The organism is Nocardioides dokdonensis FR1436 (genome assembly GCF_001653335.1).
Classification (GTDB): Bacteria; Actinomycetota; Actinomycetes; order Propionibacteriales; family Nocardioidaceae; genus Nocardioides; species Nocardioides dokdonensis.
In genome coordinates this window covers 2832478-2844309 of sequence record NZ_CP015079.1, presented here as the reverse complement: position 1 = coordinate 2844309, position 11832 = coordinate 2832478, and the positions used below count along the sequence as shown (strand labels likewise).

Sequence of the window (11832 nt, the reverse complement as noted above, 5' to 3'; positions counted from 1 at the left end):
GGTCAGCGCGATATCTGGGCCGGGTCACCACTCGACAGGGAGGTCCGAGGCGGGGGTGCCGGTGGGGGGCACCGCGTAGCGACGCAGCGCGTACCCGGTGATCTTGGCGAACGCGGGGCCGGCGACCGACCCACCGCCGCCACCGTTGCGGGGGTTCTGGACCACGACGTAGACGGTGAAGCGCGGGTCGTCGGCGGGGGCGAAGCCGGCGAAGGAGACCGTGAAGGTGCCGTCGTAGCAGCCGCACTCGGAGTTGGCGCGCTGCGCGGTGCCGGTCTTGCCGGCGACGCGGTAGCCGGGCACCTGCGCGCCCGGGGCGACGCCGGCCTCGGGGTCGACGACCCGCTCCATCATCAGCGCCGTCTTGCGCGCGGCGTCGGAGCTGATGACCTGGCTGGTGGTGGCCTGGTCGGTGCCGATCTGCTCGCCGGAGTCGGTGGTCGCACTGCCGAGCACCAGGCTCGGGTCGATCCGGACGCCGTCGTTGGCGATCGCGTTGACCGCGGCCGTCATCTGCAGCGCGTTGACCGAGACCGACTGGCCGAAGGCGATGCGGTCCTGGGTCTGGCTGGTCCACAGCGAGGGGTCCGGCAGGATGCCGGCGGACTCGCCGCGGACGCCGGCGCCGGTGGCCGAGCCGAGCCCGAAGGCCGCCAGGTAGCGGCGCATCTGGCCGTCGTCGAACTTGTCGGAGGCGAGCACCGTGCCGATGTTGGAGGACTTGGCCAGCACCCCGGCCAGGGTCAGCCGGATCGTGTCGTGGGGGAACCAGTCGCCGATGGTCCGGTCCTGGCGGGCCAGCGAGCCCGGGACCGTCAGCCGGGTGCGCGGAGTGACCTTCCCGGCGTCGATGAGGGCGGAGAGGGTCAGCACCTTGGAGACCGAGCCCGGCTCGTAGACGTCGCTCACCGCGCGCGAGCCGAGGTCGGCCTCGTCGGACTCCAGCGGCGCGTTCGCGTCGAACGTCGGGTGGTCGGCCAGCGCCAGCACCTCACCGGTGCGCGAGTCCAGCACGACCGCGACGCCGGAGTCGCCGCGGGCCTGCTGCACCGTCTGGCGCAGCACCCGCTGGGCGTACCACTGCAGCTCGCGGTCGATGGTGGTCGTGAGGTCCTGACCGTCACGGGCCTCCACGACGGTGGACTCCCCCAGCGGGACCTTGTTGCCCGCGGCCGAGGCGAAGGTCGCCGAGCCGTCGGTGCCGGAGAGCAGCCCGTCGAAGGAGCGCTCGAACCCGGCCAGCGGCTGCGGGGTGCCGTCGGCCAGCGGGGTGCCCAGGAATCCGACCAGGTTGGCGGCCACGTCGTCGGCGGGGTACTGGCGCACCGGGTCGCGATGGGTGGACAGGCCCTGGTAGCCCAGCTCGCGGGCCCGGGCCACCGCCTTGGTGGCCTGCGCCGCGGGCACGCCCCGGGCGACGTACTGGAACCGGCTCTCGGTGCGCAGCCGCTTCAGCAGGGTGAAGTAGTCGACGTCGAGCTTGGACGAGAGCAGCTTGGCCACCTCGGGGGCCCGGTCGACCTCGCGGCCCTCCTCGTCGGTGTTCACCAGCGCCGGGTCGGCCACGACCATCAACCCGTCCGCCGACTCGGCCAGCGGCTCACCGAAGCGGTCGAGGATCGCACCCCGCTCAGCGGGCAGCACGACCTCCTCCAGCCCCTCGGCGGCCGCCATCTCGGCGTAGGCCTTGGGGTCGATGCCCTGCAGCTGGACCAGGCGCGCGGCGAAGAGCGAGAGCACCATCGCGATCAGCACGAACCCGACCCGCAGCCGGACGTGCGGGTGCCCGCGGCGGATGGTGCTGGCCCTGCTCGGCGACGGCTGCGTGGTCGGCACGAGGCTCCTTCGGGTGCTGGCTGCTGGGTGTGCTGGTGGGGGGTGGGGCGGTGGGTCAGGCGTCCGGGCCCTGGCTCTGCTTCTTCTTGTCCGACTTCTTGTTCTTGTCCTGCTTGTCCTGCTTGTCGCTGTTCCTACCCCCAGCACCGTCGCCGTCCCGGTTGCCACGCGCATCGGCCAGCACGCCCTCGGGCGGGGTCACCACGACCGCGGGCGGGTCGAGCTGCGAGGGCCGGGCCGGGGGCAGCGGGTCGAGCGGGAGCGCGGCGCCGGTGGTCGCGCCGCTGGGGTCGCCGGAGACCGACCCGTCGGCGAGGTCGAGGAACAGCGGTGCGGCGGGCACCTGCATGCCCATCTTCTGGGCACGGCGGGCGATCTCCTGCGGCTCGCGGAGCCGCTCGAGCTTGGTGGAGAGCGCCTCCTGGCGCGCCGACAGCACGGTGGCACGCTGCTCGAGCGCGGTCGCGGTGAAGGCCGACTGCTGCATCGAGGTGTTGAACAGCAACAGGCCGACCACCCCACCGAGGAGCAGGACGGTCACCAGGGTCACGAAGGGCACCTTGGCGGCGCGGGTCCGGGCGACCGGCACCACCGTGAGGCGGGCCCGCTCGACCGCGGCGCCGGCGATGCGGGGCATCCGGCTCCGCGCGGGCCCCTGGGTGCTGTAGAGACTGCTCATCGGGCTGCTCGCCTTCCGGTGGCGGTGGGGGTGGTGGGTCGCACGCGCTCGACGGCGCGCAGGCGCACCGATGCTGCGCGGGGGTTGGCCTCGATCTCGGAGGCGTCGGCCTTCTCGGAACCTCGGGTCACCAGGCGCAGGGCCGGCTCGCTGCCCTCGGGAACGAACGGCAGGTCCTCGGGGACCTCGGACCGGGTGGCGGCGGTGAAGGCCTGCTTGACCAGGCGGTCCTCGAGGGAGTGGTAGGACTCGACGACCACGCGGCCACCGACCCCGATCGCGTCGATGGCCGCCGGGAGCGCGCGGCGCAGCACGGCGAGCTCGTCGTTGACCTCCATGCGCAACGCCTGGAAGGTGCGCTTGGCCGGGTGCCCGCCGGTACGTCGCGCGGGCGCCGGGATCTCGGCGTACAGCAGCTCGACGAGGGCCGCCGAGGTGGTGAACGGCTCGCTCTCGCGGCGGCGCACGACGGCACCGGCGATCTTGCGGGCGAACTTCTCCTCGCCGTAGTCGCGCAGCACCCGGGTCAGCTCGGGGGCAGAGTAGGTGTTGAGGACGTCGGCGGCCGTGGGGCCGGTGCTGCCCATCCGCATGTCGAGCGGGGCGTCCTCGGCGTAGGCGAAGCCGCGCTCGCGCACGTCGAGCTGCATCGAGGAGACACCGAGGTCGAAGAAGATCGCGTCGACGTGGTCGAGGCCGAGGTCGTCGAGGACCTCGGGGATCTCGTCGTAGACCGCGTGCACGGCCGTGAACCGGTCGCCGTACGCCGCCAGGCGCTGACCGGCGAGGTCGAGGGCGGCGGGGTCGCGGTCGATGCCGATGACGCGGGCCTGCCCGAGGCGCTCGAGGACGGCCTCGGTGTGCCCACCGAGTCCGAGCGTGCAGTCGACGAGCACCGACCCGGGCCGGTCGAGGGCGGGGCTGAGCAGCGCCACGACCCGGTCGAGGAGCACCGGGACGTGCGAGGGGCGGGCCACCTCAGCGGCCCAGGCTCGTCAGGAGCGTGAAGGCGATCGCTGCGCTGAGCGACATGACGGCCGAGAAGGCCATCAGCCGCAGGGCGTCCTGGGCCTGGTGGCGCACCCGCGGCAACGGGGCGCCCGGGGCGGACCGGGCGCCGGGGGCGCTGCCGGTCAGTCCGTTCACCTGGATGCTGCTCATGGTCTCGACCCCATCGGGAGATTGCTGCCTGGTCGTGCTGCTGGGTAGGTGGAGCGTGGGTGGAGCGTGGGTGGAGGAGATCGATCCGCAAGGTCTGGTCCCTGCCCGCTCGCCGGTGGTTCAAGGGGTTCTGGGACCGGGGAAGGTGCCTCAGAGCCGGTAGTCGTCTGGGGCCGGGGAAGGTGTCCCAGAAGACGGGGTGGGGAGCGGGCCGAGACCGGGCCCTGCGGATCGCTGTTCAGTTGTGGGGAGCCGTGGGGTGGTGCTCAGAGCGGCGGTGCCTCGTCGAGCTCGGCGAACTTGGCCTGGGCGCCGCTGGAGTACTCGGCCCAGCGCTCGGGGTTCCAGATCTCGACCCGGTCACCCACACCGGCCACGACCACGTCGCGCTCGATGCCTGCACTGGCCCGCAGGATCGGCGGGATGCCGATCCGGCCCTGCTTGTCGGGCGTGCCCTGCTCCGCCCCGGCGAACAGGACGCGGCGGTAGTCGCGTGCGTCCTTGTTCGTCATCGGCGTCTCCTGGGCCCGCTTGGCCTCGGCCATGAAGGTCGCCTCGGGCCACACGGTCAGGCAGTTCTCCTGTCCTTGCGTGATCACGAGTCCCTCCGACAGCGAGTCCCTGAACTTGGCCGGGAGGAAGAGACGCCCCTTCTCGTCGACCTTGGGGGTGTAGGTGCCCATGAAGAACACATCGCACCTCCACGTCGACGAGGGCCAGGACGGTCACTCGCTCCACTTTCCACCACTCTACTCCACAACCCTCCACCGTCAACCACTATTCACCCCCTTCCACCCCCACGCGCCCCCGTCCGCCCCCCGCTCCCCCGTCCCCGTGTCCACCCGACGCTCCGCCCGCCTTGTCGCCAGCGGTTGCCGTGACGACATACGGTTGAGAAGCACTGCCGGAGCCCCGGCACCAGCTGAAGGGACCGCTCGTGGGATCTCCGACCGCAGGAGGCGCCGACCTCGAGACGTTGGCGCGCGTCATGGGACGCGTGCGCAGCAACGTGGAACGGGTCATCGAGGGCAAGCCCGAGGTCGTCTCGTCCGCCCTCGTGGTGCTGCTGGCCGAGGGGCACCTGCTCATCGAGGACGTGCCGGGGGTGGGCAAGACCATGCTCAGCAAGGCCCTGGCCCGCTCGATCGACAGCACCGTGCGTCGCATCCAGTTCACCCCCGACCTGCTGCCCTCGGACGTGACGGGCGTGTCGGTGTTCAACCAGGACACCCGGCAGTTCGAGTTCCGGCCCGGTGGGGTCTTCGCCAACATCGTGGTCGGCGACGAGATCAACCGCGCCTCGCCGAAGACCCAGTCGGCGCTCCTGGAGTGCATGGAGGAGCGTCAGGTCACCGTCGACAACGCGACCTACCAGCTCGAGACGCCGTTCATGGTCATCGCCACCCAGAACCCCGTCGAGATGGAGGGCACCTACGCCCTGCCCGAGGCCCAGCGCGACCGCTTCATGGTGCGCACCTCGATGGGCTACCCCGTCGAGGCCGCCGAGCTGGCGATGATCGCCGGCCACACCGAGGGCAGCCCCCTCGACGACCTCGAGCACGTCACCGACGCCGCCGAGATCCGCAAGCTCACCGCGATCGTCCAGCAGGTCTACGTCGCCGAGGCGGTGCGCCGCTACACCGTCGCGCTCACCTCGAGCACGCGGCGCACCGACGAGCTGGTGCTGGGCGCCTCACCGCGCGCCACCCTCCACCTCGTGCGCGCCGCCAAGGCGTACGCCGCCCTGCACGGGCGCGACTACGTGCTGCCCGACGACGTGCGCGAGCTGGCGCCCCGGGTGCTGACCCACCGGCTGCTGCCGAGCGTGGAGGCGTCGATGAACGGACGCTCGACCGGCGACATCCTCGAACGCCTGGTCGCCGCCGTGCCGGTGCCCGACGGCACCCACAGCTGAGGAGCGGCAGGTGCGCGAGGCGCTGGCCGGGCTGACGGTGCGGGGGCGGGCGTTCATCGCCGCCGGCGTCACCGCGGTGGTCTGCGCCGTCCTGCTCGGCCAGCCCGCCCTGACCCGGGTGGGGGTGCTGGTGCTCGCACTGCCGCTGGTCACGGCCCTGGTGCTGGGGCGCAGCCGCTACCGGCTGGCGCTGGTGCGCACCGTCGCTCCCCCGCTCGTCGCCGCGGGCCAGCAGGCGCGGGTGACGCTGTCGCTGAGCAACGAGGGCCGCACCCCGAGCGGGGTGCTGCTGCTCGAGGACCACGTGCCCTACGTCCTGGGCACCCGCCCCCGCTTCGTCCTCGAGGGCATCGGCCACGGCTGGCACCGCCAGGTCGCCTACCAGGTCCGCTCCGACGTGCGCGGCCGCTTCGAGGTGGGCCCGATGACGGTGCGGGTGAGCGACCCCTTCGGCCTCGTCGAGCTCGGCCGCGCCTTCCACACCACCTCGGTCCTCACCGTCACCCCGCGCACCGTCGCGCTGCCCCCCATCACGCTCGGCGGATCCGAGAGCGGGTCGGGCGAGAACCGACCGCGGGCGTTCGCGATCGGCAGCGCCGAGGACGTCACGGTGCGCGAGTACCACCGCGGCGACGACCTTCGCCGCGTGCACTGGCCCAGCTCGGCCCGCACGGGCGAGCTGATGGTGCGTCGCGAGGAGCAGCCCTGGCACTCCCGAGCCACCGTCTTCATCGACAACCGCGCGGTCGCGCACCGCGGGCAGGGCATCGCGTCCTCGCTGGAGACCGCTGTCGTCGCAGCCGCCTCCGTCGCGGTGCACCTGACCCGACGCGGGTACGCCGTCCGCCTGGTCACCGCCGCCGGGGAGGACCGCTCCCAGGCGTGGCACGAGCGCGGCGGCGACCCGAGCGCTGCTCCGCTCCTGGAGTCGCTGGCCGTGCTGCACGCGCACGAGGCGCCCCGCCTGGACACGGCCTGGCTCGGCGAGTCGGGCCGTGGCGGTCTGCTGGTCGCGGTCCTCGGGGCCGTGCAGCACCACGATGCGCCGGTGCTGCGACGGATGCTCTCGCACCAGGGCAGCGCCCTGGCCCTGGCGCTCGACGTGGACGCGTGGGTCGGCGACCCCGGCCCGGCCTCGACCGCGGTGCTGGCCCAGCAGGGCTGGCGGGTGGCGACGCTCGGACCGCACGACCGGCTCGACACCCGGTGGCAGGAGCTCGGCGCGGTCGGCCGTTCGGGTCGCCGTCCCTCGCCCGTCGCGCAGGTGACGCCGTGAGCGCGCCGCGCAGCAGCCTCGGCGCCGGTCTGGTGCTGTCGAGCGCCGCGGCCCTGACCACCTGGGTCTCCATCCTGTCGTGGCGCGGCTTCACCGATGCGCCCTCGACCTTCCTCGCGCCCCTGCTCGGTCTCGGCCTGCTCGTCGCGGGCGTCGGCGCCGTGGGTCGCTGGTCGCGGCTCGGGGCCCTGTCCGTGCTCGGCCTCCAGCTCCTGCTCGGCGGGATCGCGCTGAGCTGGATCCTGGTCGGGTCGCCGCTGCCGGTGGGGTCCGCGTGGGACGCGCTGCTGCTGGTCTTCTCCGACGCCGCCGGCGACGCCCGGGTCTACGCCCCACCGGTCCCCACCTCCGAGGCCGCGGTGGAGCCGCTGCTGCTCGCCGGCGGCCTGGGGTGCCTGCTGCTGGTCGACCTGCTCGCCTGCGGGCTGCGCCGGGTCTCCCTGGCCGGCCTGCCGCTGCTGACGGTCTACAGCGTGCCGGTCAGCCTGCTCGACACCGACCTGACCTGGTGGGTGTTCGCGCTGTCGGCCCTGGGCTTCCTCGCGCTGCTCTACCTGCAGGAGAGCGAGCAGGTGGCCCGCTGGGGACGCACGCTCTCCGACCTAGGCGGCCCCGACCCGGACGTGCGCAGCAGCGGCCTGGGGGTGCACACCACGACGGTGCGGGTCCATGCCCTGGCCGTGGGTGGCCTGGCCACGGCCCTGGCCGTCGTGGTGCCGTTGGCGATCCCCACCCTCGACGTCGAGCTGTTCGACATCGGGCGTGGCCCCGGCGGGAGCACCGAGATCAGCATCGACAACCCGATGCTCGACCTGGTCCGCGACCTGAACCGTCCCGACGACACCCCGCTGCTGCAGGTGCGCAGCGAGAAGGTGGAACCCGAGTACCTGCGCATCTCGGCGCTGAACCGGTTCTCCCAGAACGAGTGGAGCCCCGGCGACCGCGAGATCCCCGTCGAGAACCAGCCCGACGGCGCGATGCCGCCGCTGAGCGGGGTCAGCCCGTCGGTGCCACGACGCACCTTGGACTACCGGATCGAGGCCTACGACACGTTCCACTCCCGGTGGCTGCCGACCTTCGCCCCGGTGAGCAGCGTGGAGGCGTCCGGCGACTGGCGCTTCGACGAGGCGACGATGGACTTCCTCGCCGGGGGCGAGGACCTCGATGTCGCCGGCACCACCTGGTCGATGACCGGCGTCGACCTCGACCTGTCCGCCCAGGAGCTCGCCGACGCACCCTCGTCGGCCGGCATGGTCTCCGCTGACTACACCGACCTGCCCGCTGACATGCCGCCGATGATCTCCCAGCTCGCCAACCAGGTCACCGCCGGCGCCCCGACCCGCTTCCAGAAGGCCGTGGCCCTGCAGGACTGGTTCCGCGAGGAGTTCGAGTACTCGTTGCAGCAGGTCCCGCCCGGCAACGGCACCGACGAGCTGGTCGAGTTCCTCAGCCCCGACGGCGAGTACGCCCGCACCGGCTACTGCGAGCAGTTCGCCAGCGCGATGGCCGTCATGGCCCGCCAGCTCGGCATCCCGGCCCGGGTCGCCGTCGGCTTCCTGACGCCCGAGGAGATCGACGACGGCGTCTACGAGTACTCCTCCGACGACCTGCACGCCTGGCCCGAGCTGTTCATCGCCGGCTCCGGGTGGGTGCCCTTCGAGCCCACCCCGTCGGACCGCACCGGCGCGGCCCCGTCCTACACCCGTGGCGCCGTCGACCTGCAGCAGCCCGGGGTCGACGGACCGAGCGGCAGCGCCGACGAGCAGCTGCCCGACCGCAACGGCCAGCCGAGCACTGCCCCCGACCCGGAGGAGCAGGACCCCGACGCGGCCGCCGCCGCCGACACCGGCGACGGCGGTGTGCCGTGGGGGCCGGTCCTGGCCGGGCTCCTGGTCGCACTTCTGCTCCTGGTCCTGGCCCTGACCCCGCGTGCCGTGCGGCGTCGCCGGCGCGAGCACCGGCTCGGTGCCGGCCCCGAGGAGGTCTGGGACGAGCTGCGCGACACCGCACGCGATCTCGGCCTGCTCTACGTCGACCACCGCTCGCCCCGGGAGACCGCCGCCACGATGGCCGACCACCTGAGCTTCGCCCCCCGGGCCGTCGAGGCACTGCAGCGGCTCGCCGGTGCCCTGGAGCGGCTGCGCTACGCGGCTCCCGGTTCGGGCGCGGCGGGCGGCCCCGGTGCCGACAGCGGCTGGCAGGACGACGGCGCGCTGGTCGTCGAGACCCTGGGCGACGGTGCCACCCCGCGGGCCCGGCGTCGCGCCACCTGGCTGCCGCGCACGCTGCTGCGACCCACGCGTCGCACGAGCGTGCCGGCACAGCCGGAGACCGAGGCGCTGGAGTACCGCGGCGGGGTCGTCGACCACGTGCGCTGAGCGCGGCTCAGCCGGTCAGCCGACGAGCACGTGGCTCAGAAGCCGCCGTTCTCCTCGCGGCGGCGACGCCACCGCTCGTCCATCCGCTCCATGAAGCTGCCGCTGCTCTGGTTGCGCCGCGAGCGCGAGCGGGACCTGCGGCCGCCGTCGATGACCGTGAAGGACCGCGAGCCCTGGTCGTCGTGCGCGTGACCGGCCTCGCCGGCGGGACCGGCCTGGGTCTGGCTGCGCAACGCGTTGAGGCCGAACGTGGCCGAGCCGAGCATGACGATGAACCCGACGATGCCGATGGCCCAGATCTGGGAGACGGCGCCGGTCATCAGCAGGACGATCCCGAGCGCGAAGACGGCGCCGGCAGCCACTGCCCGGCGACGCGCGACCCGGCGCAGCGAGGTGCCGCGCAGGGTGGAGGCGAACTTGGGATCCTCCTCGGAGAGAGCACGCTCCATCTGCTCGAGCAGTCGCAGCTCCTCTTCCGAGAGTGGCACCGTTCCTCCAAGGGGTCACGCACGGCCGACACCTCGGGGCGGTGTCGGCAAGGCAAGTCTAGGCAGGCCCTCGCCGGGACGGTAGGCGGCTCATACATTTTGCGGATACGGACCCTCAGGACAGCAGGCTGGCCGGGCGGACCGCGGCCGAGCCGAAGCGCCGGGTCGCCCGGTCCACCGCCCGGTCGGCCTCGGACCACCCGTGCTCGCGCTCGCCCAGCACGTGCTGGTGGTGCACGCTCTCGCGCGGCGCGAGTCCCTCGACCCGCACCCCCACCAGTCGCAGGCGGGCCCGCTGCAGCCCGAGGGCGTCGTACAGGCCGGTGGCGGTGCGGTAGATCTCCTGGGTGACGTCGCTGGCCTCGCTCATCGTGCGCGAGCGGGTGATGGTGGTGAAGTCGGCGAACCGGACGGTGAGGGTGACGGTGCGTCCCGCGACGCCGGCCACCCGCATCCGGCCGGTGACGGTGCTGGTGAGCCGCAGCACCTCGCGCAGCACCACGGCCCGGTCGTCGATGTCGCGGGCGAAGGTCTCCTGCGCCCCCATGGACCGCTCGGGCTCCCCGGCGCCGAGGCCGAACGCCGAGCTGGAGCGCGCGACCACCTCGCGGCGGTCGTCGCCCCAGGCCAGCTCGTGCAGGTGGCGGCCGAGGTGGTCGCCGACCGCGCGCTGCAGGGTGCGCAACGGGGTGTGCGCGACGTCGCCGACGGTGACCAGGCCCAGGCGGTGCAGCATCGAGCGGGTCTTCTCCCCCACGCCGTAGAGCTCACCGACGTCGAGCGGGTGCAGGAAGGTGGTGATCTCCTCGGGCGGCACGACGAGGACGCCGTCGGGCTTGGCGCGCTTGCTGGCCAGCTTGGCCACCGAGATGGTGGCCGCCACCCCGACCGAGCAGGTGATCGCCTGCTCGTCGTGGATGGTGGCGCGCACCTGCTCGGCGATCTCCGCGGGCTGGCCGAGACGACGCACCGACCCGCTGACGTCGAGGAAGGCCTCGTCGAGCGAGACCACCTCGACCACGGGCGTGACCCGGCGGAAGCACTCGATGACCGCGGTGGAGACGCTGGCGAAGAGGTCGTGGTCGGGCGGCACCACGACGGCCTGGGGACACAGCCGACGGGCCCGGGTGGCGGGCATGCCGGAGCGGACGCCGTGCTCGCGGGCCAGGTAGTTGGCCGAGAGCACCACGCCGCGGTACCCGCCGCCCACGATCACCGGCACCTCCCACAGCTCGGGACGGTCCCGGACCGCGACCGAGGCGTAGAAGGCGTCCATGTCGATGTGGAGGATCGGGGTGGTCGGGCCGCCGGCGGAGGTCATCTCCGCCCCCGCGGCGACTCAGCGGGCGAGCACGTGCAGCTGCGTGGCGAGCGGGAGGTACTCGGGACGGGTCGAGACGGCCTGCTCGAGCTCGACGAGGGCAGCGGTGGCACCGGGCTCGAGGTCGAGCAGGGCGGCGGGGACCAGGTCGGCGAAGACCCGCACCCCGTGGACCTGCTCGATGTGCAGGTCGGCTGCGGCCAGCAGCGCGACCAGCTCGTCGCTGGTGTAGCGGTGCCCGGCCCGACCGGGGTCGACGGTGGGGTCGACGGGGTCGAGCAGCGCGCGCGCCTGGCCGAAGTGGCCGGCCATCGCGCGGGCCAGGACGGCGGCGTGGCGCTGGGCGACGAGCAGGCTGAGGGTGCCGCCGGGTCGTACGGCCTCGCGCAGCACCCCGAGGGCCGACGCGGGGTCACCGACGTGCTCGAGGACGCCGTGGCACAGCACCACGTCGGCGCTGTCGGCGCCGGCCACGTCGAGCAGGGTCGAGACCTCGCCCTGGACCCCGGTGACCTCGACCCCGCACTCACGGGCGCGGCGGCCGAGCGAGGCGAGGGCGTCGGGGCTGGGGTCGACGACGGTGACCCGGTGGCCGAGCTCGGCCACCCGCACCGCGAAGCCGCCGGTGCCGCCACCGATGTCGAGGACGTCGAGGGGGGCGGCGCCGGGCTGCTCGAGGACCGGGCGCAGGGCGTCCCACACCACGGCCGTGCGGGCCGCGGCCCGACGCTCGCTGGGTCGCTCAGGGCGTTCGCTGGGGCGCATGGGACCCAGCCTA

11 protein-coding genes are annotated in these 11832 nt (G+C 73.5%); 3 read left to right on the top strand and 8 right to left on the bottom strand.

Annotated elements, in window-relative coordinates; translation table 11 throughout:
- Positions 1 to 24 precede the first annotated feature (24 nt).
- The 5 genes from I601_RS13480 to mraZ all read right to left on the bottom strand — a co-directional run bounded on the left by I601_RS13480 (position 25) and on the right by mraZ (position 4368).
- Positions 25 to 1836: a peptidoglycan D,D-transpeptidase FtsI family protein gene (locus tag I601_RS13480; protein WP_237089413.1), complete on the bottom strand. Its 1812-nt coding sequence runs from the start codon at positions 1834 to 1836 to the stop codon at positions 25 to 27.
- A gap of 55 nt (positions 1837 to 1891) precedes the next feature.
- The gene (gene ftsL, locus I601_RS13475) at positions 1892 to 2515 is read right to left on the bottom strand and encodes a cell division protein FtsL (protein WP_157520159.1); all 624 of its coding nucleotides are present in this window, start codon (positions 2513 to 2515) and stop codon (positions 1892 to 1894) included.
- Positions 2512 to 3492, bottom strand: a complete 981-nt coding sequence (gene rsmH, locus I601_RS13470) for a 16S rRNA (cytosine(1402)-N(4))-methyltransferase RsmH (protein WP_068110622.1) — start codon at positions 3490 to 3492, stop codon at positions 2512 to 2514. The genes ftsL and rsmH overlap by 4 nt, the downstream gene beginning before the upstream one ends.
- Before the next feature lies 1 nt (position 3493).
- On the bottom strand, positions 3494 to 3676 hold the full coding sequence (locus I601_RS13465; RefSeq protein WP_068110615.1) for a hypothetical protein: 183 nt from the start codon (positions 3674 to 3676) through the stop codon (positions 3494 to 3496).
- Positions 3677 to 3942: 266 nt separating this feature from the next.
- Positions 3943 to 4368 (bottom strand): division/cell wall cluster transcriptional repressor MraZ, encoded by a 426-nt coding sequence (gene mraZ / locus I601_RS13460; RefSeq protein ID WP_179948535.1) that lies wholly within the window; start codon positions 4366 to 4368, stop codon positions 3943 to 3945.
- Between the two features lie 296 nt (positions 4369 to 4664).
- On the opposite strand from mraZ, the gene I601_RS13455 reads away from it, so the two are divergent.
- From I601_RS13455 to I601_RS13445, 3 genes are read left to right on the top strand one after another with little or no spacing between them, the layout of a single operon-like run.
- The gene (locus tag I601_RS13455; RefSeq protein ID WP_068110612.1) at positions 4665 to 5591 is read left to right on the top strand and encodes an AAA family ATPase; all 927 of its coding nucleotides are present in this window, start codon (positions 4665 to 4667) and stop codon (positions 5589 to 5591) included.
- A 10-nt stretch (positions 5592 to 5601) separates the two neighbouring features.
- Positions 5602 to 6867, top strand: coding sequence for a DUF58 domain-containing protein (locus I601_RS13450; RefSeq protein WP_068110610.1), 1266 nt, complete (start codon positions 5602 to 5604; stop codon positions 6865 to 6867).
- The gene (locus I601_RS13445) at positions 6864 to 9245 is read left to right on the top strand and encodes a transglutaminase TgpA family protein (protein WP_068110605.1); all 2382 of its coding nucleotides are present in this window, start codon (positions 6864 to 6866) and stop codon (positions 9243 to 9245) included. Before I601_RS13450 ends, I601_RS13445 begins: the two co-directional genes overlap by 4 nt.
- Before the next feature lie 35 nt (positions 9246 to 9280).
- Here I601_RS13445 and I601_RS13440 read toward each other — a convergent pair whose 3' ends face one another.
- The 3 genes from I601_RS13440 to I601_RS13430 all read right to left on the bottom strand — a co-directional run bounded on the left by I601_RS13440 (position 9281) and on the right by I601_RS13430 (position 11819).
- A complete protein-coding gene (locus I601_RS13440; protein WP_068110602.1) occupies positions 9281 to 9733 on the bottom strand; it encodes a DUF3040 domain-containing protein in 453 nt (150 codons plus the stop codon).
- Positions 9734 to 9848: 115 nt separating this feature from the next.
- Positions 9849 to 11054: a DNA polymerase IV gene (gene dinB, locus I601_RS13435; RefSeq protein WP_068110597.1), complete on the bottom strand. Its 1206-nt coding sequence runs from the start codon at positions 11052 to 11054 to the stop codon at positions 9849 to 9851.
- A gap of 18 nt (positions 11055 to 11072) precedes the next feature.
- Positions 11073 to 11819 carry a methyltransferase gene (locus I601_RS13430; protein WP_068110593.1) on the bottom strand — a complete coding sequence of 249 codons (747 nt, stop codon included), beginning with the start codon at positions 11817 to 11819 and terminating at the stop codon, positions 11073 to 11075.
- Positions 11820 to 11832: the final 13 nt, after the last annotated feature.